Source organism: Streptomyces sp. NPDC048479 (assembly GCF_040651435.1).
Classification (GTDB): Bacteria; Actinomycetota; Actinomycetes; order Streptomycetales; family Streptomycetaceae; genus Streptomyces.
The window spans coordinates 207,964-233,543 of record NZ_JBEZKA010000002.1; the positions used below are offsets into that span (position 1 = coordinate 207,964).

At 71.2% G+C, this 25,580-nt stretch carries 24 protein-coding genes and 2 pseudogenes; 8 read left to right on the forward strand and 18 right to left on the reverse strand.

Annotated elements, in window-relative coordinates; all coding sequences use genetic code 11:
- Window positions 1-3 precede the first annotated feature (3 nt).
- The gene (locus tag AB0D12_RS03755; RefSeq protein WP_362676723.1) at window positions 4-1,542 is read right to left on the reverse strand and encodes an ATP-dependent DNA ligase; all 1,539 of its coding nucleotides are present in this window, start codon (window positions 1,540-1,542) and stop codon (window positions 4-6) included.
- A gap of 657 nt (window positions 1,543-2,199) precedes the next feature.
- Between AB0D12_RS03755 and AB0D12_RS03760 the strand changes: the two genes are divergently transcribed.
- The 3 genes from AB0D12_RS03760 (at window position 2,200) to AB0D12_RS03770 (ending at window position 4,618) form a co-directional block, all read left to right on the forward strand.
- Window positions 2,200-2,343: a hypothetical protein gene (locus AB0D12_RS03760; protein ID WP_362676725.1), complete on the forward strand. Its 144-nt coding sequence runs from the start codon at window positions 2,200-2,202 to the stop codon at window positions 2,341-2,343.
- Window positions 2,344-2,437: 94 nt separating this feature from the next.
- Complete coding sequence (locus AB0D12_RS03765; RefSeq protein WP_362676727.1) at window positions 2,438-3,499, forward strand: phosphatidylinositol-specific phospholipase C domain-containing protein; 1,062 nt, start codon at window positions 2,438-2,440, stop codon at window positions 3,497-3,499.
- 315 nt (window positions 3,500-3,814) lie between these two features.
- Window positions 3,815-4,618, forward strand: coding sequence for a helix-turn-helix transcriptional regulator (locus AB0D12_RS03770; protein ID WP_362676729.1), 804 nt, complete (start codon window positions 3,815-3,817; stop codon window positions 4,616-4,618).
- Here the strand turns inward: AB0D12_RS03770 and AB0D12_RS03775 are convergent.
- The 10 genes from AB0D12_RS03775 to AB0D12_RS03820 form a co-directional block, all read right to left on the reverse strand.
- Entirely contained in the window at window positions 4,608-5,027 is a 420-nt protein-coding gene (locus AB0D12_RS03775; protein WP_362676731.1) for a hypothetical protein, read from the reverse strand. The two genes, AB0D12_RS03770 and AB0D12_RS03775, sit on opposite strands and share 11 nt — an antisense overlap.
- Before the next feature lie 177 nt (window positions 5,028-5,204).
- Window positions 5,205-6,023, reverse strand: coding sequence for an AAC(3) family N-acetyltransferase (locus AB0D12_RS03780; protein ID WP_362676733.1), 819 nt, complete (start codon window positions 6,021-6,023; stop codon window positions 5,205-5,207).
- A gap of 160 nt (window positions 6,024-6,183) precedes the next feature.
- Window positions 6,184-6,846 carry a hypothetical protein gene (locus AB0D12_RS03785; RefSeq protein ID WP_362676735.1) on the reverse strand — a complete coding sequence of 221 codons (663 nt, stop codon included), beginning with the start codon at window positions 6,844-6,846 and terminating at the stop codon, window positions 6,184-6,186.
- A gap of 156 nt (window positions 6,847-7,002) precedes the next feature.
- The gene (locus AB0D12_RS03790) at window positions 7,003-7,461 is read right to left on the reverse strand and encodes a hypothetical protein (protein ID WP_362676737.1); all 459 of its coding nucleotides are present in this window, start codon (window positions 7,459-7,461) and stop codon (window positions 7,003-7,005) included.
- A gap of 2 nt (window positions 7,462-7,463) precedes the next feature.
- A complete protein-coding gene (locus tag AB0D12_RS03795) occupies window positions 7,464-7,931 on the reverse strand; it encodes a MarR family transcriptional regulator (RefSeq protein WP_362676739.1) in 468 nt (155 codons plus the stop codon).
- A gap of 126 nt (window positions 7,932-8,057) precedes the next feature.
- On the reverse strand, window positions 8,058-8,222 hold the full coding sequence (locus tag AB0D12_RS03800) for a hypothetical protein (RefSeq protein ID WP_362676741.1): 165 nt from the start codon (window positions 8,220-8,222) through the stop codon (window positions 8,058-8,060).
- 57 nt (window positions 8,223-8,279) lie between these two features.
- Window positions 8,280-8,630, reverse strand: coding sequence for a hypothetical protein (locus AB0D12_RS03805; protein ID WP_362676743.1), 351 nt, complete (start codon window positions 8,628-8,630; stop codon window positions 8,280-8,282).
- Window positions 8,631-8,722: 92 nt separating this feature from the next.
- Window positions 8,723-9,775 (reverse strand): zinc-dependent alcohol dehydrogenase family protein, encoded by a 1,053-nt coding sequence (locus AB0D12_RS03810; protein ID WP_362676745.1) that lies wholly within the window; start codon window positions 9,773-9,775, stop codon window positions 8,723-8,725.
- A gap of 151 nt (window positions 9,776-9,926) precedes the next feature.
- Entirely contained in the window at window positions 9,927-12,005 is a 2,079-nt protein-coding gene (locus tag AB0D12_RS03815; protein ID WP_362676747.1) for an alkaline phosphatase family protein, read from the reverse strand.
- A gap of 115 nt (window positions 12,006-12,120) precedes the next feature.
- Window positions 12,121-12,525 (reverse strand): hypothetical protein, encoded by a 405-nt coding sequence (locus AB0D12_RS03820; RefSeq protein ID WP_362676749.1) that lies wholly within the window; start codon window positions 12,523-12,525, stop codon window positions 12,121-12,123.
- 150 nt (window positions 12,526-12,675) lie between these two features.
- Here AB0D12_RS03820 and AB0D12_RS03825 point away from each other — a divergent pair, with 150 nt between their 5' ends.
- On the forward strand, window positions 12,676-13,458 hold the full coding sequence (locus AB0D12_RS03825; RefSeq protein WP_362676751.1) for an MBL fold metallo-hydrolase: 783 nt from the start codon (window positions 12,676-12,678) through the stop codon (window positions 13,456-13,458).
- Window positions 13,455-14,087, forward strand: a pseudogene (locus tag AB0D12_RS03830) (VTT domain-containing protein); the annotation flags it as partial. The gene AB0D12_RS03825 and the pseudogene AB0D12_RS03830, both read left to right, overlap by 4 nt.
- Before the next feature lie 89 nt (window positions 14,088-14,176).
- Here AB0D12_RS03830 and AB0D12_RS03835 read toward each other — a convergent pair.
- Complete coding sequence (locus tag AB0D12_RS03835) at window positions 14,177-15,364, reverse strand: MBL fold metallo-hydrolase (RefSeq protein WP_362676753.1); 1,188 nt, start codon at window positions 15,362-15,364, stop codon at window positions 14,177-14,179.
- 12 nt (window positions 15,365-15,376) lie between these two features.
- The gene (locus AB0D12_RS03840) at window positions 15,377-16,594 is read right to left on the reverse strand and encodes an aminotransferase class I/II-fold pyridoxal phosphate-dependent enzyme (RefSeq protein WP_362676755.1); all 1,218 of its coding nucleotides are present in this window, start codon (window positions 16,592-16,594) and stop codon (window positions 15,377-15,379) included.
- 216 nt (window positions 16,595-16,810) lie between these two features.
- Here AB0D12_RS03840 and AB0D12_RS03845 point away from each other — a divergent pair, with 216 nt between their 5' ends.
- Window positions 16,811-18,313: a phosphatase PAP2 family protein gene (locus AB0D12_RS03845; RefSeq protein ID WP_362676757.1), complete on the forward strand. Its 1,503-nt coding sequence runs from the start codon at window positions 16,811-16,813 to the stop codon at window positions 18,311-18,313.
- Window positions 18,314-18,335: 22 nt separating this feature from the next.
- Here the strand turns inward: AB0D12_RS03845 and AB0D12_RS03850 are convergent.
- Window positions 18,336-18,467: pseudogene (locus AB0D12_RS03850) on the reverse strand (MBL fold metallo-hydrolase); the annotation flags it as partial.
- Between the two features lie 104 nt (window positions 18,468-18,571).
- Between AB0D12_RS03850 and AB0D12_RS03855 the strand changes: the two are divergent.
- A complete protein-coding gene (locus AB0D12_RS03855) occupies window positions 18,572-19,381 on the forward strand; it encodes a methyltransferase domain-containing protein (RefSeq protein WP_362676759.1) in 810 nt (269 codons plus the stop codon).
- A gap of 179 nt (window positions 19,382-19,560) precedes the next feature.
- A complete protein-coding gene (locus AB0D12_RS03860) occupies window positions 19,561-19,914 on the forward strand; it encodes a VOC family protein (protein WP_362676761.1) in 354 nt (117 codons plus the stop codon).
- Between the two features lie 52 nt (window positions 19,915-19,966).
- On the opposite strand, the gene aspA is transcribed toward AB0D12_RS03860, so the two are convergent.
- The 4 genes from aspA to AB0D12_RS03880 all read right to left on the reverse strand — a co-directional run bounded on the left by aspA (window position 19,967) and on the right by AB0D12_RS03880 (window position 25,517).
- Window positions 19,967-21,406 carry an aspartate ammonia-lyase gene (aspA, locus tag AB0D12_RS03865; RefSeq protein ID WP_362676763.1) on the reverse strand — a complete coding sequence of 480 codons (1,440 nt, stop codon included), beginning with the start codon at window positions 21,404-21,406 and terminating at the stop codon, window positions 19,967-19,969.
- Between the two features lie 74 nt (window positions 21,407-21,480).
- Window positions 21,481-22,524 carry an asparaginase gene (locus AB0D12_RS03870; protein WP_362676765.1) on the reverse strand — a complete coding sequence of 348 codons (1,044 nt, stop codon included), beginning with the start codon at window positions 22,522-22,524 and terminating at the stop codon, window positions 21,481-21,483.
- 2 nt (window positions 22,525-22,526) lie between these two features.
- Window positions 22,527-23,312: a FadR/GntR family transcriptional regulator gene (locus tag AB0D12_RS03875; RefSeq protein WP_362676767.1), complete on the reverse strand. Its 786-nt coding sequence runs from the start codon at window positions 23,310-23,312 to the stop codon at window positions 22,527-22,529.
- A 222-nt stretch (window positions 23,313-23,534) separates the two neighbouring features.
- Complete coding sequence (locus AB0D12_RS03880) at window positions 23,535-25,517, reverse strand: DUF5107 domain-containing protein (RefSeq protein WP_362676769.1); 1,983 nt, start codon at window positions 25,515-25,517, stop codon at window positions 23,535-23,537.
- Between the last annotated feature and the right edge of the window lie 63 nt (window positions 25,518-25,580).

The window sequence follows — 25,580 nt, forward strand, 5'->3', positions numbered from 1 at the left end:
GGTTCAGCCGCGCGAATCCAGGACCTGGTCGATGGTGTCGGCCTGCTCGGCCGGCTTGTCGGGGCGGTGACGCAGGACACGCGCGAAGCGCAGGGTGACACCGGCCGGGTAGCGCGGGGAGCGCTGCACTCCGTCGTAGGCGATTTCGACGACGAGTTCCGGACGGACCGTCACCGTGAACCCGTCGTCTCCGGTTGCCAGTTCACGCAGCCGCTCCGTCTGCCAGCGCAGCATCTCGTCGGTGAGGCCCTTGAAGGTCTTGCCGAGCATCACATACGTACCGTGGGCGGTGCGTGCGCCGAGGTGGAGGTTGGAGAGCAGCCCGGTGCGTCTGCCGTGACCCCATTCAGCGGCCAGGACGACGAGGTCGAGCGTGTGGACGGGTTTGACCTTGAGCCAGGAGCGGCCGCGGCGGCCGGCGACGTACGGCGCGTCGAGGGCTTTGACCAGGACCCCCTCGTGCCCGCGGCGCAGGGTGTCGGCGAAGAACTCCTCGGCAGCGGCGACCTGTTGGGCGGATGCCGGATCTTCGACGACGGTACGGCGGACCCGCATCGGTTCGGGGACGAGGCGGGCGAGGACAGCGTGCCGGTCACTGCCCGGGAGGTCGAGGGTCGGCTCGCCGTCGGCGGCGAGGACGTCGAAGAAGACGGGTGACAGGGGCAGCGTGGCGCGGGCCGCGTCCACGTCGACGCGGGAGCCGACGCGGGACGCGATGTCCTGGAAGGGGACCGGCCTTCCGGCGTCGTCGAGGGCGATCACCTCACCGTCGAGAATGAAGTGATCACCTGTCATCTCGCTTGCCGCAGCGGTGACTTCGGGGAGGCGGTCGGTGATGTCGTCGAGGGACCTTGTGTAGATGCGGATGTCCTCGCCGCTGCGGTGCACCTGGACGCGGATGCCGTCGAGCTTCTCCTCGACGGCGCACGCGACTTCCAGTGCCTGGACCGCTTCGGTCACCGATTTCGCGGTGTGGGCGAGCATCGGCTGCACGGGACTGCCCACGTGCAGCCGGAACTGTTCGAGCGCGACCGGCCCGTCGGCGAGCAGCGCGCGGGCGACGCGGGGCAGGGAACCGTCCAGCATCACGGCACGGCGTACGTCACCCGCCGGCGCGTCCGCGGCCTTGGCGACGGCCTCCAGGGCGATCGCGTCCAGCGCGCCCTGGCGTACTTCGCCCAAGAGCAGCCGCATCAGGAACTGCTGCTCCTCGGCGGTGGCGGCGGCCATGAGCTCGCGCACGAGGCGCTTGCGCTCGGCCTGGGAGCCGGGACCGGCGACGTCGACGAGGTGGGTGAGGGCGGCGTCGGTGTCGGAGACGGTGAGGCTCGGGGTGCCGACGGGCGGTGGGGGGTCCTTGAGGACGCTCCAGCCGATGCCGATGCGGCCTTGGGGGACGCGTCCGGCGAGGTACGAGATGACGAGGGCGACGTCGGCGGGGCGGGTATCGGCGAACAGCTCGGCGAGCGCGCCGATCTTGCGCGAGCGCGCGGAGGTGGCGGCGACCTGTTGAGACACATCGGCGAGTCGGGCCAGCAGCATGGTACCCATGGTGCCGTGCGGCGCGACGGGGCGCCTCCGGCGGGGTGCGGGGTCTTGTTGCCCGAGCCCGGGGTCCTCCGGTCCTGTCCGGCGCGGGTTGCCTCCGGCGGGGGCGGGGTCCTGTGGCCCGGGTTGCCTCCGGCGGGGTGCGGGTTCTTGTCGGGTGCGGGCTGCCTCCGGCTCAGACGGGGTCTTGTCGGGTCCGGGCTCCGGTGCCCCTCCGGGCTCGACTCCTCGGGTTCGGCTGCGTACAGGCTCTTGGTGCGTGACCCCGGTTTTGCCGCCAATCCCCACAAGACCGCTCGCCGCGGGGGTACAGCGGTTCGCCGGAGGAAACCACCCACCGGACAGCAACCACCAACGCCCCCGGCCCACGCTCACCACATGACCGGGCGACTCCACCAACGTCCCCGGCCCACCCTGGCCACATGACCGGGTGACTGACGGGGGCGACACTGCACGGCACCTCCCCACCCGAACGAGACAAAACCGCTCGCCGCGGGGGTACAGCGGCTCGCCGGAGGAAACCACCCACGAAGAGCAACCCACCACGCCCCCGGCCCACCTCGACCACATGACCGGGTGACTCCATCAACGCCCCCGGCCCACCCTGGCCACATGACCGGGTGACCCCCCTACCTCTCGAACAGCCGCGCCATGTGCAGGTCCAGCACGCTCACCGCGGCGGTGGCCGCGGGCGAACACGGTTACCGGGTGAGGGACTTCGCCGCAGACGAGGCGCCCATCTTCGCAGCGACGGCGGCACCGGGGATTCTGGACGAGTTTCTGCAAAAGCGGTAACGGCCGAGTCCAGTCTCCCCACGGTTAACTCAACTCCCATAGCCTTCCGTCGATTTGATCGAACCGATGCAATCGACCTGAAGGCAGGGAACCCATGGGGAAGCTCTCACGCGCGGCCGCGACGACCACAGTCGCGGCCGGGCTGCTCGCCGTCGCACTCGCCCCGGCGGAGGCGTCCACGCCCCGGTCGGCGGACCCGGGGCAGCTGCCCTACTCCTCCGCCACCTGGGTCGGCGTGCACAACGCGTACGAGAAGGCGAAGTACCCGTACTTCGCGGATGCGCTCGACTCCGGCGCCGGGATGCTCGAACTCGATGTGTGGACCAATGTGTTCGGAAGATCGTGGCGGGTTTCGCACAGCAACCCCATAGGCAACAACAACAACTGCGTGAACGCGGCGACCGCGGCGGAGCTGCGCACCAAGGCCAGGAACCAGGACCTCGGCGGCTGCCTCGCGGACATGAAGGCGTGGCACAACGCCCACCCCGGCCACCGTCCCGTACTGATCAAGATCGAGATGAAGGACGGCTTCCAGGCCAACAACGGACGCGGTCCCGCCGCACTCGACGCGCTGCTCTCCGCGCGGCTCGGTGACGCCCTGTTCCGCCCGGCCGACCTGGCGGGCGGCCGCCCGGAGCTCGACACGGCGGTACGGACGGACGGCTGGCCCGCGCGCTCGGCGCTCGCGGGCAAGTTCGTGATCGAGCTCATCCCGGGCACGGTCGAGGAGGGCAACCCCGCCGACTCGCTGTGGACCGACCGCGAGTACGCCACCCATCTGCGGGATCTCGCGGCGGCGGGCCGACTGCGCGAGGCTGCCGCGTTCCCGGCGGTCCACGGCGCGGCCGTCGGCGATCCCCGCACCCGGTACGCCGACGCCGGCATCCGCCCCTGGTTCGTCCTCTTCGACGGGGACGCCGGTACGTATGCGGGCGGCTCGGTCGACACCGCCTGGTACGACCGGAACCACTACCTGGTCGTCATGACGTCCGCGCACAGTGTGGCGCCCGCGATCGACGACACGAATCCGACCGAGACGCAGGCCCGGGACCGCGTGGGGCTGCTGGCGGGCCGCCATGCGAGCGTGGTCTCGGCCGACTGGTATCCGCTGCCGTCGGTGCTCGCCACGGTGGTTCCGCGGGGCGGCGGCCAGTAACCGGGGGTTACCCACATCACAGCAGATGGGGGCGGTGCGACGGAACAGCCAGCGATGGTTTACCGTTCATCTACATGTGGGTGTGGATGGGACAGTGTCCCCGGGCCTCACCTTTTGCTCGCAGGGACGATCGTTCGGCTGAAGCCCTGTGAAGCGTTTCGCCGAGAGGCGACCGCCATGCACACCCACCCCTGGGCTGCCCCGGCCGGAGACCCCCGCTCCGGCTGGGGCTTCTCATTGCGCGACCGGCCCCGCCGACCGCGAGGCGCACGGCCGAGGCCGCACCACGCGGACAGGCCGTATTACGGTCTGGGTATGACAACTGTCGCGTCCGGCTCGGGAGTAGGGCCGCTGCTGCGCGGCTGGCGCGAGCGGCGCCGGGTCAGCCAGCTGGAGCTGGCCCTGCGCGCCGACTCCTCGGCCCGCCACATCAGCTTCATCGAGACGGGCCGCTCCCGCCCGAGCGAGGACATGATCCTGCGCCTCGCGGAGCACCTCGAGGTCCCCGTACGCGAGCGCAACGCACTGCTGCTGGCGGCCGGTTACGCGCCGCGGTACGCCGAGACACCCCTCGACGATCCGGCGATGGGGTCACTGCGCGAGGGCATGGAGCGGCTGCTGCACGGCTACGAGCCGTATCCGGCCGTCGTCGTCGACGGCACGTACACCGTGGTCGCCGCGAACCGCGGTATCGCGATGCTGTTGGAGGGCCTGCCTGAGCACCTGCTGACGCCGCCCCTCAACGCCATGCGGATCACGCTGCACCCCGAGGGGCTGGCCCCGCGGATCCGCAATCTGCGGGAGTGGCGCGGTCATCTGCTGGCCCAGATGGAACGCCAGATCGCCCTGGCCCGCTCCGAGCCGTTGCGCAAGCTGTACGACGAGGTCGCCGCGTATCCGCTCCCGGAGACCGGCGGCGGCGACGTGACAGACCCGGCGCCGCATCCGCACTTCGCACTTCCGCTGCAGATCGAGCACGAGGGCCGGGTGCTGTCCTTCGTGTCGTCCATCTCCACCTTCAACACGCCGATGGATGTGACCGTCGCCGAGCTCGCCATCGAGACGTTCCTCCCGGCCGACCCGGCGACGGTCAAGTACCTGCAGTCGCTCACGCCGTAGTGGTGGCGCGCAGCGCGGACCACTGGAGCGCGGCGAAACCGGCGACGGCGATCGCCTGCATGGGGATCCAGACGGCACCGGCGGTGGTCGGCTCGAACCAGAGCGTGAGGGCGGCGACGCTGAGTACGGCCCACAAAAGATTGGCGTCGATGAGGAACGTCACGGGCAACCGCGGCGGCTGCCGGCGCGAAGCGAGAGAGCCGACGCCCGCGGCGAACACGGTGAGGAAGACGCCCAGTTCGAGGAGGAGGGCGGATTCGACGCCGAGCAGCCGGCCGAGGGGCCCGGAGGCCGCGACGTAGGCCAGTCCGTTGACACCGGTGACGACGGCGTCGAGAGCGAGAAACCGGCGCAGCATCGCCTGCGGCTCGGTGGTGCGGGAGATACCGGCGAGCAGAGTGGCGGACATGGCGGATCAGCCTCCATCGAGGTCGTACGGGCCGGTCGGGGGCCCGGAGCTCGGACGGAGTGCGCCGCCCGAGTTCCGGTACCGCAAGACTGCCGGGCAGCGCGGGGGCGGTCGATTACGCGAGAGGTAATGCCCCGGTGCGGGCGGCGCCCTCGGGAGGCGTGCTCAGGCGTCGTTTCAAGCGATGGGCCGGTGGTCAGGAAACCACCTCTTGGCGTATTCGACGGCGTCGACGAACTGCACGAGTCTGCATGTGGCCGCGCCCACGCTGCTGCTGCGCACGGCACCGGGGATCTCCGCGCGTTCGAAGTGTTCTCCCAGTACGCCAAAGTCACTGTCGTCCAAGGCGACATCGTCGTACGCCCACCACTGACGTTGGCCGTCCACGCGGATCACACACCGATAGGTGCGGCGCGGGGGAGAACTGACGCGATACTCACCGAGATGGAAGGCGGTGCACCGGTCAAATCCAACACCCATCAGCAGAATTTCCGCCCTCATTTCGTACAGCCGGGCGAGTGGCGAATCCTCTCCCAGATGGCAGTCGGGGCGATGATCGGCGATGACGTCCTCAGCCTTGGGCCCCAGCGCGGCGAATGAGGTTTGTGGGTGTGCACTGCGCAAGGAGTCCGGGTGCCGTCGGACTGTCTCGGCAAAGATCCCCATTCCAGTTGACGGTGTACTCGCCGAATCGAAGGGCGGCAGGCTGTCCCGCACGGCCGCCCGGGCTTCTTCGCTAAGTCCACGGACGCGTTCCAAGTGAGCACTCGACGAATCCGAGTTGTCGGATGTGAACGTCGGAACCACAACCGTGCCGTCAGGCCCGAGCACGCGGCGCAGCGCGCGGAGAAGCGTTGCCGGACCACCGTTCACTCTTCCGACGGCGCTCAGGGCTGCGTGGACCATCAGGGTGCCGCCACGCTGGATCCCCAGTTCGTTCAGCTGGTGCGCGAGCTGGGACTCAGAGACTTGGGTGCTGGTAGAGGTTGTGGGCAACGCTCCTCATTCCCGCCGCTCCGGTACCGCGTGGGGCGGCTGCTGGTCGATGCTGACACGCAGTGTACGGAGGGAAACAGCCCGGAGCCGCCCACTGCGGGCGTCGGCACCTTACGTTGGGTATGCTCTTTCGCCCTCCCCGTCACCCGGGGCCATGAACCTATCCACTTGCGGACGCGCTGCGTAGCTCCGTCTCTGCACCGCGCAGGCAGTGCAGCGTGCGCTCATGACGGTCCCCAACGGCGTCGGTGACCCTCACTCGGAGCTCGACGTCCCCTATCTCCCTGGTGGCCTTCTCCGAGAAGCGTCCGATGTACACGGATCCCAGCACAGCGCCTTGCCCAATGGTGTTGAGATCGAAGTCCGTGCCGATCTGAAGGCCATGGTTCTCAAGAAGCTGAACAGCCGTGTAGTGGCCCACCCATTGACTCTGCGTTGCGTTTCGGTAACCCAACCGGTAGTGAACTTCATTGACCGCAACGTTGTGTGTACCGCCATTGGCCATCTCGACGTACCAGATATGACGGCTGGTCATCCCGTAGTCGTTCTCCCTGGGTGTCGCGCTCCATCCGATCAATGGGCGCACTGCACGGGCGTATTGAGCACGGGCGAAGGTGAGGCCCATTGCCACGGCCAATAAGTTCGCGGCAGATTGGCGATCCAGGATTGTGAAGTCCCAGACCCCCGATCCCCTCGAGCTCGTCAGATTCGTGCGGACGATCTCCCATATCATGATCACGGAAAGCGCGCACACGAGAATCATTGGATACCAGAACGTCACCAGACTTGTACCGATCTTGCGAGTTTGATCCTGTGGCTGCACAGTGAGGCCCCTCCCCCAGCCAACCGCCGCTGCCGCTGCCGCTCCAGCATGCGACTGGCCGCATCCACTGCCAAGGGCGCGCGCTGGTGCGGCGGGGCTCAGATCGGGCGCGCGCTCCTGGTTTCCTGACCGGGGCGCGTTGCCGGCGAGCGGGGGTCAGGCCGACGGAGGCTGGGCGCCGTCCAGTTCGGCGTTGGCCCGGGCGGTGACCGCGGTCAGTACGCGGCTCGCCGCCGCCAGGTCTTCGGCCGGGAGGCCGCCGTACAGCCGCTCGGTGATCCCGGCGGTGGCGGCGCTTATCCGGTTCTGCAGTGCCCGGCCCGCATCCGTGAGCCGGATACGGGACTCGTCGCCCGGCAGCGTCTCCACCAGCTTCGAGGCCGTCAGGTCGGCGATCGTCGCCAGCGCCGTCGATTCGTCGATCTTCAAAGTGCTTGTCATCCGGAGGACGAGCCGGTCGCGATCCATGGACGCGCCGCTGTCCGCGGTGGCGTTGAGCGCCACCACCTGGTGGAACGTGGCGCCGGTGCCGGCCACCAGGCGCTCCAGGACGGCCCGGGTGGCGTAGTGGGCCTGGCCTATGACCTGGCCATTGAGGGTCGGGGTGGTGGACATGGCTACTCCTCGGTCGGGAAGTCGAGTGGTGTGTCGAGCAGGATCGCGAGTTCGCGGGAGAAGACTTCGGCCCGCCGGCCGTCCAGCCCGCCCAGGGGCGCCATGAGTTGGTCGAGGAGCTGGTGGACAACGGTGATGGCGCGTCGGGTGACCTCGCGCCCATGGTCGGTGAGCGACAGCCGAACCGCCCGAGTGTCGGCGGGGTCCGGGGCGCGCTCGATGAGGCCGGCGGCCTCCAGGGTGCGGGCCAGCTTGGAGACATAGAGCGCTTCGAGGCCGGTGCGGTCGGCGAGTTGGCGCTGACTGGGCCGCAGCCCGGACCGCATGCCGTGCAGTGACGCCAGCAGTGAGTACTGCGCGTGCGTCAGACCCAGCGGCGCGACGGCCCGGTCGACAGCCAGCCGCCATTTCATCGACAGGCGCCAGACCAGGAAGCCGGGCGTCGGGCTTTCGGATGCAGCTTCACTCATGAGAAATACAGTACATAGACACTATGTACATGGCTACTATTTTTCGTGCCTGGCAGAGCCAACGGGTCGGCCGCCGATCCCACTCGGCAGCCGACCTGTTGACGTGTGGGCTCGTGGGCAGAGGCGTCAGACAGCGCCGTCGGCATCGGTCGACGGCCGGCCGGCGTCGAACGGGGCCTCGGGATCGTCGGGCTCGGCCTTGGCGGAGCGTCCGTGCTCCTCCGGTTCGGTGGAGCGGGCGGCTTCGGCGCGGAGCATGGCGTTGAGTGCTGCGAAGGGGTCGATGGGCATGGCTGTGCACCTCACGATGTGCCGTGGCTGATGGGGGCTCGGCGAAGACCGGGCTCGTCAGCAGCGCAGGACCACACAGCGCGCGGTGCGCGGAGGAAGCCGCGGTTCCGTCGACCGGTGTGTGCGGGGACGGTACGGGGCGGGGCCGACGGTCCCCGGACGCTGCCGGAGCCGGGGCTCCGGCGCGGCCGACGACGCCGGGCGGAAGGCCCGGCGGCCTGGCGCCGGCTGTTCCGTGTCGGCCTCGTCCTGGTGGCTCTCTCCCACGGGCTCGGCAGGCGCCGAGGCCACGGTCTCCATGGCCCCGGCCGGAGCGGCGGAGGACTGGATCACGATCAGCAGGGCCAGGAACAGCATCAGCAGCAGGGCGGCACGGCGGGACGCGGCAACGGGCGTGGGCTGCTGCATGAGGCACGACCTCCTGGACATGCCTCCACTTCCCAGGAACCGCCCCGTTCCTCCCCTGCAGGCGCGAGATCCGCTCTACCGGGGTACGCGTATTACGCCGAATTCACGGAGGCGTGCGGCGTGATCACCGTGACGCCCGTTCCGGACGCGCCGCCCAGGGCAACGAGCGCCGCCGGTACGTCGTCGAGGCCGATCTCCGTTGTCACCAGCAGATCCGGTCGCAGTGCGCCGGAGGCCACCATCGCCATCATCTCCGGGTAGGCATGCGCGGCCATGCCATGGCTGCCGAGGATCTCCAGCTCCAGCGGAACGACCCGGTCCATCGGCAGGTGTACACCGTCGGGCAGCAGTCCGACCTGCACATGCCGGCCCTGGCGGCGCAGGCTCTGTACAGAGTTCACGCAGGTCACCGGCGCGCCCAGGGCGTCGAGCGAGAGATGGGCGCCGCCGCCGGTCGCCTCGTGGACCGCATCGGCGACGCTACCGGTCAGCCTGGAGGCGTCCACGCACACGGTCGCGCCGAACGTCCCGGCCAGCTCCAGCGCGCCGGGCGAGACATCGACGGCGACGACTCCGGCCCCGCACGCCGCGGCGATCATCACCGCGGACAGGCCCACCCCGCCGCAGCCGTGCACCGCCACCCACTCCCCCGGCCGCACCCTGCCCTGTCCGACCACGGCGCGGAAGGCGGTGGCGAACCGGCAGCCCAGGCTCGCGGCCGTGGCGAACGACATCGTCTCGGGAAGGGCCACCAGGTTGGTGTCGGCGTGGTGCACCGGGACGTACTCGGCGAAGGAACCCCAGTGGGTGAATCCGGGCTGCTCCTGGCGCTCGCACACCTGCTGGGCGCCGCGCGCGCAGGCGGCGCATCGGCCGCAGGCGCAGATGAAGGGCATCGTGACCCGGTCGCCGGGCCGCCAGTTGACGACGTCCGCGCCGACCGACTCGATCACGCCGGCCAGTTCATGACCGGGTACGTGCGGGAGGGTGACGTCTGAGTCGTGGCCCATCCAGCCGTGCCAGTCGCTGCGGCAGAGACCCGTCGCCTCGACCCGGATGACCGCGCCGTCGTGGGGCGGTACGGGGTCGGGAACCTCCCGTACCTCGAGCGGCTTGCCGAACTCTTCGAACACCACAGCACGCAACAGGCACTCCCTGGTCCGCCGGATCTTCCGTCGCCTCAACGTATCCGGGATACCTGGCCCCACGGAAGGAAAACCCCTGGTCCTCCTGGCCCCGGGCCCTCCTGCTCCCCGGACCTCCCGGCCCCGGGTCCTCCTGGTCCTCCCCCCCGGCTCAGGCTGCGCGGTCCGGCGGGGAAGCCTCAGCAGAACCGATCGGCACCTGCGGCCCCGCGCACTCGCGCAGCCAGCGCCTCAGTACCCGGTGCACCCGTTCCGCGCCGACCAGTTCCGCGCCGTCCGCGACAGGCGCCGACAGATCGACCGGCGACAGCAGGAAGGGCTGGGACTGTTCACCGCCGAGCCCGCCGTGCGAGCCGATCTGCTCCTCGAAGGCGTGCACCGTGCCCGCCTCCGGGTCGTGCATCGAGTTGACCATGATGTCGGCGACATGCGGGAAGGAGTCGCTGCGGCGTACGGCGTCAGCCGCGCCCCTGCCGAAGACGGCCAGCGGACCGCTGTCCGCCATCGCGGTGACCGGCACCTCCACACCGCCGGGGCCGAGCACCACCGAGCCGTGCTCCTCGCTGCGTACCAGCAGGAAGCCGATGCCGGGATGGTTGGCGAGCGTACTGAGCAGTGCGGGATGGCGGTGCTCGATCTGCTCGCGGCTGAGGCGTTCCGCCGTATCGGGGAAGGAAATCAACGCGAGATTCCCGGAGGCCAGCACGATCGGATCCGGGCCGGGCGCCGGATGTTCGTCGGCTTCCTCCGCCACCCGCCGGTGGAGCGCGCTGCGCAGGGCGTCGCCGGCGGCGTCGCGCGCCTCAGCGCCGCGCTTGGAGCGTTCCGCCCGACGCGAGACCGGCAGTCCGCACCCGGCCCGCACCAGGTCCTTGAGGGAGAGTCCGTACGCGCCCTCGAAGGTCTCCCCCGGGCTCTGGCCGTGGTCGGACAGCAGCACGATCCGGTAGCCGCGCGGCGTGTGTTCGGCGACCTTGGCGATCATCGCGAGCGAACGGTCGAGGCGCTCGAGCACCATCGAAGCGTCCCGGCTGTGCGGTCCGGAGTGGTGTGCCACTTCGTCGTAGGCGACGAGGTCGGCGTAGACGGCGTTACGTCCGGCGAGCATGTCCCCTATCACTGCGGCCACCACCACATCCCGCTCGACAACGGTCGCGAACGCCCGGATGAGGGGGTAGAGCCCGCCCCGTTTGATCCGCGGCCGGTCGCCGCGCAGCCGCGCCCGCGTCGACTGGCCGATCTCGCGGGCGACTTCGGCGACGAAGGACATGGCGGTACGGACGGCGTTGGCGGGATCGGAGAAGTATGCGAAGTAGCCGGCCCGGGAGCGGGTGGCCCGGCCGCGCCTGGCGGCCACCGACAGAACGACGGCGACCTGTTCGGCTCCGCCGCTGAAGAGATTGCCGCGGCTGGCGCCGTCGACGGTGAGCAGCCCCCCTTCGCCGGTGCGCTGGACGGCGCGGCGCTGCAGTTCGGCGGCGCTCGCGGGCCGGTTGCTGACCAGGACCCGGCCGCTGTCCTTCTCGTACCAGCGGAAGGCGGGCACATCGTGGTTGGAGCCGTGCAGGATGCCGAGCTGGCTGGCGCCGGTCTGGCTGGACCAGTCGGTGCGCCAGGGCGTGAGTCGGTGGCTCTCGTCCATCCAGGCGGCGACGGTCGGCATCACACCGTCCTTGGCCGCGCGTCGCAGTACCTCGTGCCCGACGCCGTCGAGCTGCAGGAAAACCGTGCCGGGGGTACCCGCGCGGCCACCGTCCTCGCCGCGCCGTCGCCGACGGCGGTCGGCGAGCCGGGAGAGCCTGCGGCGGTAGGCGTCGTCGTCCCGGACGGCGAGCGCGGTGGAGGTCGCCGATGCGACGGCGGACATCACCGCGGCGACGACCACGGCGGTATCCAGGTCGGCCGCGCCGCGTCCGTCGGGTATCAGCCAGAGGGCGATCAGCAGCAGTGAACCGTTGAGGAAGAAGACCAACAGGCCGAGTACCAGGGCGGATACGAGCAGCAGCGCCCGTACGACGACCGGCCAGACCAGCGCGGTCAGCAGACCGAAGGCCCCCGCGCCCCAGGCGGCGGTGACCGCGGTCCTGGTGATGCTGTCACCGTCGTCGGACTGGAGCTGGAAGTCGGGCAGCAGCCCGGCGAGCGCGAGCATCGTCAGCGTGGACACCGCCCACACCACGATCACGCGCAGCAGGGCTCTGCCCGCCGTACGCCATCGCCCTTCGACCACGCCGTCTTCACCTCACCCGTGGAGCAGATCTCCAGCGTGGCACAGCGGCGCGCGGCGATCCGGTGGAGCCGCCGCCGGGCCGTGGGCAGGGCGGTCGGGCGGGCGGGAGCCGCGGTCAGCAGCCGTCGTAACCGGCCGTCGGCATCGAGAGCCTGCGGTGGACATTGGCCTTCATCGCCGCGTCGTAGGCGGGCTCGTCCAGGCCCGCGGTCTCCAGCTGTACGCCTCTGCGCCCGCATTCGGCGAAGAAGTCGGACACCGACGTCAACGCCCGCGACAACACTCGCTCGTTGGGGGCGACGAAGCGGTCCACCTGGCCCGCCTCGACGTCGGACCAGAGTCCGCTGTGGTCGGGCCGCAGACCGTAGAAGAGCAGTTGACGGGTGACGACATAGCCCTTGTCGGCCGCCCAGCGGGCGCACATCGCGTGCTGACTGCGGGTGTCGACCAGGAAAGGGTCGCGGTCCAGCTCCTCGAGAGGGGTCAGGCTGGCGATCGCCGCCACTCGTACGCCGTCCATGGCCGTCCCCCTGTGCTCGCCTGTCCCGCCGACCCTACTCCGATCGCCCCCGCCCGAGGAGGCGCGCACCGGCGCGCTCAGCCCGCGGGACATCTAGGCTCGTACGGGAGCGGGGAGAGGGAGCAGGGAGCGGGAACAAGGAGGCGCTGCGTGCCGGTGGAGGTCACTTGGTGGGGTCATGCCACCTGCACGATCGAGGACTCCGGGGTCCGGGTGCTGACCGACCCGCTGTTCGTGCAACGGCTCGCGCATCTGCGCCGAAGGCGCGGTGAGCTGCCGCCGGCCGAGGCCGCGGTCGCCGAGGCGGTCCTCGTCTCCCATCTGCACGCCGACCATCTCCATCTGCCGTCGCTCGCCCGGCTCGCGCCCGGTACCCGGCTGCTGCTGCCGAGCGGTGCGCGCCGCTCCGTGCCCGGGCTGAAGCGGCTGACGAGCGCGGCCGGGCTGCGGGTTACGGAGGTGGCGCCCGGCGACGAGGTGAGCGTCGACGAGCTGCGGGTGCGGGCCGTGCCCGCGCTGCACGACGGGCGGCGGCTGCCGCTGGGGCCGCACCGTTCGCCCGCGCTCGGCTATGTGATCAGCGGTGAGAGGCGTACGTACTTCGCCGGGGACACCGGGCTCTTCGACTCGATGGCCGAGGAGGTCGGCCCGGTCGATGTGGCGCTGCTGCCGGTCGGCGGCTGGGGGCCGTATCTCGGGCGTGGGCATCTGGACGCGGTCCGGGCCGCGCAGGCACTCGCCGCACTCGCACCGCGCGCGGCCGTGCCGGTGCACTTCGGCACCTACTGGCCGATCGGGATGGACGGGATCCGGCCTCATGAGTTCTACGCGCCGGGCGAGGAGTTCGTACGGAGGGCGGCGCGGCTGGCTCCGCAGGTGGCGGTGCATCTGCTGGGGCACGGCGAGCGGGTCAGACCGGAGGCCGCCCGGTGAGTTCGGAGTTGTCGCGGACCCTCGGGCAGCTTTCGGAGGTGGTGGGGAGGCTGCCACCGGAGTCGACACAGCAGGCAGTCGGCTATCCGTCGCTGTTTCTGCTGGTGGCGCTGGGTGCGCTGGTGCCGGTGGTGCCGACGGGAGCGGTGGTGAGTTCGGCCGCGGTGGTGGCCTTCCATCAGTCGACTCCGCTTTCCCTGCTGTTCGTCTTCCTGGTGGCGTCGTCCGCCGCCTTCCTCGGGGATGTCGGGCTGTACTGGCTCGGGCAGCGCGGGACCCGGTCCAGGAACGGTTCGCGCTGGCTGGCGGCGCTGCGCGACCGCGCCGCGCCCGACCGTATCGAGCAGGCGAAGCGCAAGCTGGACGAGCACGGGGTGATGGTGCTGGTGCTCTCCCGGCTGGTGCCCGCAGGGCGGATACCGGTGATGCTGGCGTGTCTGCTCAGCAGGATGCCGCTGCGCCGGTTCGTGCGCGGGGACATCCCTGCGTGTCTCGCCTGGGCGGCGACGTATCAGCTGATCGGGATCCTGGGCGGTTCGCTCTTCGACGAGCCGTGGAAGGGCGTGGTCGTCGCGGTGGCGCTGACGGTGGCGATCAGCGGGGCGCCGGCGCTCTGGCGCTGGGTGCGGCGGGCGCCGCGGTCCGGCTCGTCCGGCTCGTCCGGCTCGTCCGGTTCACCGGGCCCATCCGATTCACCAGGCCACGCGATTCACCCGGCTCATCCGGTCAGCACGCGTGAGCCGCCGACCGGCAGGTCCCACAGCTGTCCGCGCGGGCGGCCGGTGCGTTCCCAGGCAGCACGCACTCGGGTGAGCGGCTCAAGAACCGGTTCCGCGGAGAGCACGAACGTCGCCCAGTGCATCGGTGCCATGTTCCGCGCGCCGAGGTCCTCGAACGCGCGCACGGCCTCCTCCGGATCGGTGTGTACATCACTGAGCCACCAGCGCGGGTCGTAGGCGCCGATCGGCAGCAGCGCCAGATCGAGGTCCGGGTGACGGAGGCCGATCTCCTTGAACCAGTGGCCGTAGCCGGTGTCGCCCGCGAAGTACACCGACTGGCCGTGCTGGTCGGCCAACACCCAGCCGCCCCACAGGGAGCGGCAGGTGTCGGTGAGGGTGCGCTTGGACCAGTGGTGGGCCGGTACGAAGTCGAAGCGGACACCTTTGAACTCCGCACCCTCCCACCAGTCGAGTTCCGTCACCCGGGTGAAGCGCCGGCGCCGGAACCAGCGCCCGAGGCCCGCCGGGACGAAGAGCGGGGTGCGGCGCGGAAGTCTTTTCAGGGTGGGGGCGTCCAGATGGTCGAAGTGGTTGTGGCTGATGACCACGGCGTCGACGGGCGGCACATCCTCCCAGCGCACCCCGATAGGGGTGATCCGGACCGGAGTGCCGAGGATCCGGCGCGACCAGACGGGGTCGGTGAGCACGGTGAGCCCGCCGATGCTCAGCACCCAACTGGCGTGTCCCGCCCACGTGACGGCGACGGTCGCGGTGTCCACTGCGGGCAGCGGTTCCGGCGCGAACGGCAGCAGCGGAATGTCCTGGAGCCCGTCGGGGCCGGGGCGTACGGCGCCCTCCCTGGCGAGGCGGGCCATGGCGCGTACGCCGGGGAGCGGAGCGGTGAGGCGGTCGGCAAAGGATCGGGGCCAGTGGCGGATCTCGCCGAGGGGGCGGGTGAGGGGGCGGGGCCGTACACCTCCGGCGGTGCCATGGGAGGGGCGCGCGGCTGCGGTGCGACCCGCCGCACCCGGCGCTCCCGCCACGCCCGCCGCTTCTTCTGTACCCGCTGCTTCTTCTGTACCCGCCGCTTCTTCTGTACCCGCCGTACCCGCCGTACCCGCTCGCCCTGCGTGCCCTGTCTGGCCTGCCTGTCCCGAGTGCTCCGCCTGCTCCGTCTGTTCCGTCATCCGGGGCTCCGTTCAACGCAGTTCGTCGAAGGCCGTTCCAAAAATCCTCAACGCCTCGGCCATATGCGGCAATTCCAGAGGTGCCGGAGAGGTGAGAGATTCCAGGCGCTGCTCGGGAGTCGCTCCCAGCAACGGCCCGGTGGCCAGCCGTACGCGCAGCGCGCCCAGCTCGTCGCCGAACCGGTGGCCGCCGGGCACGGGGGTCCCGAGGCGGTCGGTCAGATACTCCTCGAGCTCCATGGAGTCGCTTACGCCCCGCTCGGCGAGACGGGCGCGCAGCGGTCCGAGGTCGGCATACAGATGGCGGCCCGCCTGCGGCGGTCGGGCCAGCGCGCCGGCGGCGAGCACCGCGTGGTGCGCCGCGGCCGCCACGCGCGCGTGCAGCTCGGCGGCCTGATCCGTCCTGGCCGTGACCGGTCCGGGCTCGCCGAGTGCGTGGGCGGCGGCGGCCGCGACGGGTGCCGACACCACCGCGCCGAGGGCGGTGAGGATGTCGAGCGTCCTCGCGCGGCGGACGGTCCCTCGCTCGGTGGACGGGAATCGGGCGACGGCGACCGGCCAGGAGGCGGGAGTGAGCGCGCCGGCCAGATCGCTGATGACGGTCACATCCTCGGGGAACATCTCGGCCGGGCTGAGCAGCACCGTCTCCTGCGGCCGGTGCAGCGTGTCCCGCCAGGTCTCGTCGCTGATGATGTGCAGCCCCTCGCCGACCGCGGCCTCACAGGCCTCGCTCACGGTCTCGGGCGGCGCGACGGTCGCGGTGGGGTCGTCGACGACGGAGAGCAGCAGCAGCCGGGGCACACCGCCCTCGGCGCGCACTCTGCGTACGGTCTCGAGAAGCGCGAACGGATCCGGCACACCACCGCACTCCGCCGGGGTCGGCACATGGTAGGCGGGCCGCCCCAACAGCCGCGCCTGCGGAGTCCACCAGGCGGGGCACGGACGGGGCATCAGCACATCTCCGCCGTACGCACCGATCAGCGCGAACAGCAGCGGCTGCGGGCCGGACGCGGCGGCCACCTCATCGGGCCGGCTGCGCAGACCACGCCGCCACCAGTAGCCGCAGGCCGCCTCGCGCAGCTCGAAACCGCCGCCGGGCGGCTCACCGTGGGCACGGCCCGCGGCGGACGCGAGCACGGTGGCGAGCTCGGGCAGCACGGGCAGTCCCGGTTCGGGCGCGGGCGGACCGTAACGGACGGGGCCGCGGCCTTCCGGAGCGGTCCGCTGCATGCCGTCACCTCCGCTGCTCGGATCCCGGAACCTCCGCCCGGCCCACGAGCCCTTTATACGGAGGTTTGGGTGAGCCCGCCGCGCGGGAGCGGCGGTGTTCGCGACCGGCGGGCGGAGACAGCCCCTTCTCCCCCGGCCCGGGCGCTGCCGCGGCCGAAGGTCCCCGTTTGGTCCCCGCCCCGAGTGGCGGCCGGATGCACGGGGTACCCGCGATGCATGTCAGACGCTTACGCACACGGAAATCCGCAGGTCCGCGCACGGGTCGCGGCGCTGCTCAGTGGCTGGGACCGACAGATCCTGCACACCGTCGCCGCCCGGCGATGGCCCGGCGCGGAGCCGGTGCTGCCGCGGCTGAGCCGTAGCGCCAACCACGGGCTGCTGTGGTTCGGCATGGCCGCCGGAATGGTGGCGCTGGGGCGCGGGGTGCGCTCGCGCCGGGGCGCCGCACGCGGTGTCGCGTCCCTCGCGCTCGCCTCCGCCACCATCAACACCATTGGCAAGCGCTCGGTGCGCAGGGCGCGGCCGTTGCTCGACACGGTGCCGGTGATACGGCGGCTGAAGCGGCAGCCGTTCACATCGTCCTTCCCTTCCGGGCACGCCGCGTCGGCGGCGGCTTTCGCGACCGGTGTCGCACTGGAGTCGAAGACCTGGGGTGCGATCGTCGCACCGGTGGCCGCCTCGGTCGCCTTCTCGCGCGTCTACACGGGCGCGCACTATCCGAGCGATGTGCTGGTGGGCGCGGCGCTGGGCGTGGGCGCGGCGTTCGCGGTACGCGGGGTCGTGCCGACCAGGTCGCAGCTGCCCGCGCCGGGCCGGCCGCATGCCTCAGCGCCCGCCCTGCCCGGCGGCCAGGATCTCGTGGTCGTGGTCAACCGGGAGGCGGGCTCGGCGGACTCCGCCGCTCTGGTGCGTCGGGCGCTGCCGCTCGCGGAGGTGGTGGAGTGCGCTCCGGACGAGCTGTCGGCGGAGCTGGAGAAGGCGGCGGCCGGCGGCCGGGCGCTGGGCATCCTCGGCGGAGACGGAACGATCAACCGGGCGGCTGCCGTCGCTGTCGCGCACGGCATCCCGCTCGCCGTCTTCCCCGGCGGCACGTTCAATCACTTCGCGTACGACCTGGGCATCGAGTCGGTCGATGACACCAGCCGGGCCCTCGTCGGCGGCGAGGCCGTCCGGGTCGATCTGGGGCGCTTCACACCGGGACCGGCAGGCGACAAGGAGCCGGGCTTCTTCCTCAACACCTTCAGCCTGGGCGTCTATCCGGAGCTGGTGCGGATCCGCGAGCGCTGGTCGCCTCGCATCGGCGGCTGGCCGGCCGGTGTACTGGCAGCGGCGCTGGTGCTGCGCGGCGAACACCCGCTGGAGGCCGAGGTCCAGGGCCGACGCCGCCCCATGTGGCTGCTGTTCGCCGGGAACGGCATCTACCAGCGGGTGGGGCCGACGCCCGGCCATCGCCAGGATCTGGCGGACGGCCTACTGGATGTCCGGGTGGTGCACGGCGGCAGGTGGCCGGGGCTGCGGCTGTTGGCCGCGGCTCTCGCAGGGCCGCTGAGCCGCTCGCCGGTGCACGCGGCGCAGCAGCTGCGGCAGCTGCGGATCGGCGGGCTGGCACCGGGGACCCCGATGGCGTACGACGGTGAAGTGACGCAAGCCCCGAGGGAGTTACTGGTGGACAAGGCCGTTCAAGTGCTCACGGTCTACCGTCCGCAGGCCCTGCTCTGACGGGGGAGGTCCCGCACCGGCACGCCCCGAGAATTGTTGCCGCCCCCGCAGCGTTCGCGCTGGGCAGCGTCAGACAGGCGTCGCCGAGCAGCGGGGTGCGTGCGCCGCCGGGGAAGAGCACGGCGATGTCGACGGGGCCGAAGCGGTCCCTGATGGCTCCGGCCGTTGTCAGGCTGTCCATATAGCAAGATACGGGTCTTGCCATGCGGAACAACGACGTACCGTGGCCGTACTCGCCTCAGGAGAAGGAGTTCGGCCATGTCGAAGGAGACCGCCGTCTACACCCATGGGCACCACGAGTCGGTGCTGCGCTCGCACCGCTGGCGGACCGCCGCCAACTCCGCGGCGTATCTCATCGGTGAACTCCGCCCGGGCCTGGATCTGTTGGACGTGGGCTGCGGACCCGGCACCATCACCGCCGATCTGGCCGAGCTGGTCGCGCCGGGGCGGGTGACGGCGGTCGACGCCGCCGAGGACGTACTGCACCAGGCACGTGAGGCCGCCGTCGGACGCGGCCTCGACCAGGTCCGCTTCGCGGTCGCCGATGTCCACGCACTGGACTTCCCCGACAACTCCTTCGATGTCGTCCACGCCCACCAGGTGCTGCAGCACGTCGGCGATCCGGTGCGGGCGCTGCGGGAGATGCGGCGGGTCTGCCGGCCCGGCGGCATCGTCGCGGCACGCGACAGCGACTACGGCGCCTTCACCTGGTTCCCCGAAGTCCCGGCCCTGGACGGGTGGCGGAGCCTGTACCAGCGGGTGGCGCGCGCCAACGGCGGTGAGCCGGACGCCGGTCGCAGGCTGCTGTCCTGGGCACGCGCCGCGGGCTTCACCGACATCACCGCCACGGCCGCCACGTGGTGTTTCGCCACACCCGAGGAGCGCGCCTGGTGGAGCGGGCTGTGGGCGGACCGTACGACCGCGTCGGTGTACGCGAAGCTCGCGGTCGACGGCGGCCATGCCACTGCGGAGCAGCTGGCCGCGATCGCCGACGCGTGGCGGGAGTGGGGCGGCGAGGACGACGCCTGGTTCATGGTCCCGCACGGCGAAGTACTCTGCCGGGCCTGACGTCCGGCGCGGCGGAAGTGCCGCTGGGCGGAAAGCCGATCAGGCCCGAGCGCGGCTCGGAGTTGGCGCGGCAGCTCCGGCCGGCAGGGGCGCGCATGCCTGGGCCGGGGACCTGCGTATCCCGCCCACAATCGGGCAATCGATTTCGCGTCCCGGCACCGCGAACTACGCTCGCCCGTATGGAGATCCTCGGAACCACGCTCCGTATCTGCGTCGACGACCTGGAGGCCGCGGTCGCCTTCTACGAACGCCTCACCGGTGCCACGCCGCTGCGCTTCGAGCGCGCCGGGGTCTCGGTCGCCGCGGTCGGCTGCTTCCTGCTGATGAGCGGCCCGGAGTTGGAGCTGGAGGTGCTGCGCAAGGTGACGGCGACCATCGCGGTGAAGGACGTGGACGACGCGTGCGCCACGCTCACCGAGGTGGGCGCACGGATCATCGCGGGCCCCGTGCCGACGCCGGTGGGCCGCAATCTGATCGCCGTCCACCCCGACGGATCGGTCTTCGAATACGTCGACAGGAAGGCGGCCGAATGAGCGGCCGAAGGACCGGGCGCGCAACCTCGCTCCGAGAGGGCCGGCCGCCACCTCAGCTCTGAGAGACGGCCGATCCGTTGCCGGTTGCCGGAGTGCCCGTGCCCGCGAGCTCTTCCGGGCGCAGCAGAGCGGCGAGCCGGTCGGCCGGGAGCAGCCCTCGCTCCAGCACCAGTTCGGCGACGCCGCGCCCGGTGGCGAGGGCCTCCTTGGCGATAACGGTGGCCGCGGTGTAGCCGATGTGCGGGTTGAGGGCGGTGACGAGCCCGATGGAGTTCTCCACGGTCGCGCGCAGCGTCTCGGTATTGGCGGTGATGCCGGATACACAGCGTTCGGCGAGGGTGAGGCAGGCCGCCCGCAGGTGGGTGATGCTCTCCGACAGCGAATGCAGGATGATCGGTTCGAAGGCGTTGAGCTGCAGCTGCCCCGCCTCTGCGGCCATGGTGATGGTGACGTCGTTGCCGATCACTTCGAAGGCGACCTGGTTGACGACCTCGGGAATCACCGGGTTGACCTTGCCGGGCATGATGCTGGAACCCGCCTGGACCGGCGGCAGGTTGATCTCCCCGAGGCCCGCGCGCGGACCGGAGGAGAGCAGACGCAGATCGTTGCAGCTCTTGGAGAGCTTGACGGCGATGCGCTTGAGCACGCCGGACAGATGGACGAAGGCGCCGCAGTCCTGGGTGGCCTCGACGAGGTTGGCGGCGGTGACCAACGGCAGGCCGGTGTTGGCCGCGAGGTGTCGGCGGGCGGCTTCGGCGTAGCCCGCGGGGGCGTTGAGGCCGGTGCCGATGGCGGTCGCACCGAGGTTGATCTCATGGATGAGGAGGACGGCCTCGGCCAGGCGACTCTGGTCCTCCTCCAGCATCACCGCGTACGCGGAGAACTCCTGGCCCAGGGTCATCGGTACCGCGTCCTGGAGCTGGGTGCGCCCCATCTTGAGGATGTCGCGGAACTCCTCGGACTTGGCGGCGAAGGCCTCGCGCAGGATCGCCATCGCATCGAGCAGTTCATGCACGGCGATGATCGTGGCGACCTTGACGGCGGTCGGGTAGACGTCGTTCGTCGACTGGCTGAGGTTGACGTCCTCGTTCGGATGCAGGCGGCCGTAGTCGCCCTTGCCATGGCCCAGGATCTCCAACGCCCGGTTGGCGATCACCTCGTTGGCGTTCATATTGGTCGACGTACCTGCGCCGCCCTGGATCACGTCGACGACGAACTGATCGTGCAGCCGGCCGTCGTCCCGGATCTCCTGACAGGCGGCGGCGATGGCGTCGGCCTTCTCCGAGGTGAGCAGCCCGAGGTCCTCGTTGGCGCGGGCCGCGGCTTCCTTGACGGCGGCGAGCGCGTTGATCAGATGTGGGTACGCCGCTATCGCCGTACCGGTGATGGGGAAGTTCTCCGTGGCGCGCAGGGTGTGGACTCCCCAGTACGCGTCGGCGGGGATGTCGCGATCGCCGAGCAGGTCGTGTTCGCGGCGGTGGCCGGCAGTCATGGTGACGGTGTTCCTTCGTGAGGTGGTGAGAGTTCTGTGCCGCGGGCCCTGGGGCGGGTTTTGGAAGTCCCGCCCTAGGCGACGGAGGAGGCAGCCGGAGCGGAGAGGCCGGCCAGCGCGCCCGCCGCCCGCAGGCTCCCGACCGCCACGCCGCCCCCGATGACCGGCGTTTCGGCGAATCCGGCGAGGATCTGCGGGTCGACTCCGCACAGCGCGAGGGCCGCCGCCGTCACAGGCATCCGGGCGCGGTCGGCGCCGTCGGCTATCTTCACGCCGATGGCCCGCCCGTCCGGGAGCGCCGCGATCTGCACGCCCTCGAACCCGTCCTTGGCAATCAGGCCCGGCACCGCGCGCATCAGGCGCGCGACGTCCCGCCCGCTGCCGGAGACCATCTCCGGGTGCTCGCGCATGGCCTGCGCGACCTGGCCCTCCTGGGTGTCGGGCGCGGCACTCGCCAGCCGGGCGACGGCCCGGGTGAGGCCGTGCAGCGATACGGAGAACAGCGGCGCGCCGCATCCGTCGACCGTCACCCGGGCGATGCCCTGCCCGGTGAGCTCCTCCACGGTCGCGGCGATCGCCCACTGCAGCGGATGTCCGGGATCGAGATAGTTCTCCAGACGCCAGCCACGGGCCCGGGCCGTCATCAGCATCGCGGCATGCTTGCCCGAGCAGTTCTGGGCGAGCCGGGTGGGCCCGAGGCCACGGCTGATCCACTCCTCGCGCACCGCCGTGCCGTACGGCAGATCGGGGACATTGCGCAGGTCGTCCTCGCTCAGCCCGGCGGTGTGCAGGATGCGCAGGGCCGTGGCCAGATGGCGTTCCTCACCGGAGTGGCTGGCAGCGGTGAGAGCCATCGCCTCGGCGTCCAGCGGCGGCAGTCCCGCGCGCAGCAGGCCGACGGCCTGGAGCGGCTTGAGCGCCGAGCGCGGGTAGAAGGCGGCCTCGATGTCGCCCGCGCTGAACTCCACACTCCCGTCCGCGGCCAGCACGACGACGGAGCCGTGGTGGACGCCCTCGACGACGCCTCCGCGCACTACGTGGGCGAGCGGGACGTGGGCCGGGGTGCGGACGGCGGGCGGCTCTGCCGGGGTGCGGCGGAACGGGGTGGTGTGGCTCATGCTCAGCTTTCGGTGTTCTCGTTGCTCTTGCGCTCGGTGTTCTTGGGCTCAAGGTTCTTGGGCCCAAGACGCTCGTACGCGCCGCTCAGGTGTGGCGGCCGCACGATGGTCGTCAGCGTCGACTCGACGCGCGCGAGATGGTGCGTCATGGCTTCCACGGCGTCGTGCTCGGAACTGTCGAGCAGCGCCTCGACGATCGCCCGGTGCTCCCGGTTCGACTGCTCGCGCCGGCCGCCGAGCTCGTTGAGGAATGCCGACTGGCGGGCCAGCGCGTCGCGGATCTCCTCGATGACTCTGCGGAAAACCGGGTTCTGGGCCGCCTGGGCGACCGCGAGGTGGAAGAGCGTGTCCATCGCCACCCACGCGGTGGTGTCGGTCTCCCGCTCCATCCGCTCCAGCAGATGAGAGAGATGGTCGAGGTCTTCGGGGGTACGTCGCAGGGCTGCGTACCCGGCCACCGGGATTTCCACGTGCCGGCGGACCTCGAGGAGGTCGCTGGCCGAGTAGTCGCCGAAGGTGGGGTCCTCCACCGGGCCGTTGGCGAGGACGAAGGTGCCCTTACCAGTACGCGAGACCGTGAGCCCCATCGTCTGCAGAGCGCGCAGAGCCTCACGCAGTACGGGCCTGCTCACTTCCAGGCGCCGGCAGAGTTCCGCCTCCGAGGGCAGCTTCTCCCCCACCGCGTAGTCGCCCCGCTCGATGGCGCCGCGCAAGTGCGTCAGCACCGCTTCGAGCGCGCTGATCCGCCTGGGCACATCGCCAGCTGTCTGGCTGTCTGACAGGTTCACCTTGCGATCGTCGACCGCGCAGGGGGGAACTGTCAAGCGGTGTGACGAACCCGTGCCGGTCGGATCGGCGCACAGCGTCGCCGGGGCCGGGCAGGCCGGCCTGGCACCGCCCGCCCGTCGCCGGCGGGCAGAGACTCGGAAGTCGCTGCTCGCCCGACGCACCCGACACCCCAGGCGTCCCCCGACGCACCCGACGCACCCGACGCACCCGACGCACCCGGGCTAGCTCAGCCGCGGCCGCCGAGGACGCATCCGGTAGTCGTACGCGTCCGACAGCGGCTCGTCGGTGAGCGCCGACCACACCTCCTCCAGGATCTCCGTGCCCTCGCGCAGGTCCGCCACCTCGAAACCCCCCTCGAAGACGGCGCGAGCCTCGTCCGTACGGCCCTCGGCGATCAGCAGCTGGGCGTCGATCAGGCGGAAGCGGCCGCGCTGCTGCACCGCCGGACGCAGCCGGGACCAGACCGCGCGGGCCTCGGCGGTACGGCGGACCGCGAGCAGTGCGGCGATCGCCTCCCGGCCGAGGGCCGCCGTCGCCGCCGTCCAGGACTCGCCGTCGTCGCGGCGCTCCTCGCAGAGGTCGTCGAAGGCCTCGGCGTAGCGCTCGGCTGCCCGTACGGCATTGCCGCCCTCCAAGTCGGCGACAGCCAGGCAGCGCAGCAACGGCCAGCGGGACGGCGCGAGTCCGAGGCCGCGTTCCCAACTGCGGACGGCCTGCGCGAGGTCGCCCGCGTGCCACTGGGCAATGCCGAGGTGGTACTCGGTCAGCGGGTCGGCCGGGGCGGTCTCCAGCATGTCGCGCCAGTGCGGTGCGACGAGCGAGGGTCCTGGCGGGGTGACCCTGCGGGGCTCGGGGAAGACGCCGGTCCTCAGCAACTCCTGCCAGGGCGCCTGCTCTTCGCCGAGTGTCGACTCCTCGAAGGGCGTGCCGGGCAGCTTGTGCCGTTCCCGCAGCACCTCGAGCGCCCCCCAGCCGGAGCCGGTGGCGAGCGACTCGGTCGGCTGGGCGTCCGCGTAGGGCCGCCATGCCAGGTACGCGGCGTCCACGGCCGCCCGGGGCAGTACCTCGGACAGCCGGTCCTCCACCTCGGCGCGCGCCGCGCCCCAGTCCTCGCCGTGCACGGTCTCCGCATCGGTGTCGAGCGGTCCGTACGACTCCAGCCAGCTGAACTCTCCGCCCCCGTCCAGGCGTACGTGCTCCAGCTGGGTGCGGGCGAGCCCGGCCTGGATCTCGGCGTAACCGGTCGTGCCCGGCTCGGTCAGCCACTGCTGCCAGCGGCGTCCGCCGCGCCCCGAGCCCCAGAGGAAGAGCTTGCGGCCGCGCAGCGCATCGGTCGAGGTCTGTACGAGCCCCTTCCCCTCAGCGTCGAGCGATGCGATCCACTTACGTGCCTCCGCCGGCACCTCGTAGAAGTAGTCGGCGGGATACTCGCTGCGCAGCGGATACGTACGGTCCTCGCCCTCGAATTCCGGCACCGGAACCCGGCGCAGGCTGCGCTCGTATCCGAAGTGCCAGGCTTCCTCGGCGGGTGCGAGCACGCGCGTCGCCTCGTGCTCGTCGACGGCAATGTTGGACCACCAGTAGACGGGCGCGGGCCGTTCGTGCGGATTCCGGATCCGCACGCCGACATGCAGGAACTCGGAGTCGGCAGGCAGCCACAGATCGACCTGGAACGGCAGATCCCGCAGCCGCTCCCACTCCCAGAGCCGGACCATCTCACCGCCGTCGGGGGCCGGGACGAGTGCGGCGTGCAGCGGGGCGCAGGAGAGCGTGGTGTGGCCGGTGGCGCCGATGTTCCACTCGATGCCGCCGGAGAACCAGGCGCCGTTGAGCGCGAAATCCGCGGGCTGGAACACCGGGTTGCGGTAAAGGAGTTCACGCCCGGTCGGCTTGTGGTGCAGCGAGTGGATACGGCCACCGAGGCCCGGCAGCACAGTGGCCCGCAACCGTTCGTTCTCGATCACGATCGCGTCGAGGTCCGTCTGCGTGCGCTCACGGCCGTACCCGTCGAGCACCCGCACCGGCAGCAGGGTACGCAGCGGCTCGTATCCGATCTGCCGTGCCATCTCGCGCGGCAGCTCCTGTCTGGCGCGCTCGTCGAGAGAGTGCATCTCGTCCAGCGGCCGCAGGGCGGGCAGCGGGTTCGGCGCCCCGACCGGGGCTGCGGGCAGGGTCAGTACGGTACGCCGCACAGTGGTGGCCAAGGCAACCTCGCTTCGCTCGCGCGGGCTGCCGACAGCTCCTGACGGCCGGCACTCCCGACGACC

Excerpts from the sequence above, each read along its gene's own strand:
- aspA (WP_362676763.1), bottom strand. The coding sequence starts at position 21,406 with ATGACTGCCGGCCACCGCCGCGAACACGACCTGCTCGGCGATCGCGAC.
- AB0D12_RS03775 (WP_362676731.1), bottom strand. The coding sequence starts at position 5,027 with ATGTCCGCCACTCTGCTCGCCGGTATCTCCCGCACCACCGAGCCGCAG.
- AB0D12_RS03795 (WP_362676739.1), bottom strand. The coding sequence starts at position 7,931 with ATGAGTGAAGCTGCATCCGAAAGCCCGACGCCCGGCTTCCTGGTCTGG.
- AB0D12_RS03805 (WP_362676743.1), bottom strand. The coding sequence starts at position 8,630 with ATGCAGCAGCCCACGCCCGTTGCCGCGTCCCGCCGTGCCGCCCTGCTG.
- AB0D12_RS03870 (WP_362676765.1), bottom strand. The coding sequence starts at position 22,524 with ATGAGCCACACCACCCCGTTCCGCCGCACCCCGGCAGAGCCGCCCGCC.
- AB0D12_RS03855 (WP_362676759.1), top strand. The coding sequence starts at position 18,572 with ATGTCGAAGGAGACCGCCGTCTACACCCATGGGCACCACGAGTCGGTG.
- AB0D12_RS03820 (WP_362676749.1), bottom strand. The coding sequence starts at position 12,525 with ATGGACGGCGTACGAGTGGCGGCGATCGCCAGCCTGACCCCTCTCGAG.
- AB0D12_RS03755 (WP_362676723.1), bottom strand. The coding sequence starts at position 1,542 with ATGCTGCTGGCCCGACTCGCCGATGTGTCTCAACAGGTCGCCGCCACC.
- AB0D12_RS03760 (WP_362676725.1), top strand. The coding sequence starts at position 2,200 with ATGTGCAGGTCCAGCACGCTCACCGCGGCGGTGGCCGCGGGCGAACAC.
- AB0D12_RS03835 (WP_362676753.1), bottom strand. The coding sequence starts at position 15,364 with ATGACGGAACAGACGGAGCAGGCGGAGCACTCGGGACAGGCAGGCCAG.
- AB0D12_RS03790 (WP_362676737.1), bottom strand. The coding sequence starts at position 7,461 with ATGTCCACCACCCCGACCCTCAATGGCCAGGTCATAGGCCAGGCCCAC.
- AB0D12_RS03860 (WP_362676761.1), top strand. The coding sequence starts at position 19,561 with ATGGAGATCCTCGGAACCACGCTCCGTATCTGCGTCGACGACCTGGAG.
- AB0D12_RS03770 (WP_362676729.1), top strand. The coding sequence starts at position 3,815 with ATGACAACTGTCGCGTCCGGCTCGGGAGTAGGGCCGCTGCTGCGCGGC.
- AB0D12_RS03800 (WP_362676741.1), bottom strand. The coding sequence starts at position 8,222 with ATGCCCATCGACCCCTTCGCAGCACTCAACGCCATGCTCCGCGCCGAA.
- AB0D12_RS03765 (WP_362676727.1), top strand. The coding sequence starts at position 2,438 with ATGGGGAAGCTCTCACGCGCGGCCGCGACGACCACAGTCGCGGCCGGG.
- AB0D12_RS03840 (WP_362676755.1), bottom strand. The coding sequence starts at position 16,594 with ATGCAGCGGACCGCTCCGGAAGGCCGCGGCCCCGTCCGTTACGGTCCG.
- AB0D12_RS03845 (WP_362676757.1), top strand. The coding sequence starts at position 16,811 with ATGTCAGACGCTTACGCACACGGAAATCCGCAGGTCCGCGCACGGGTC.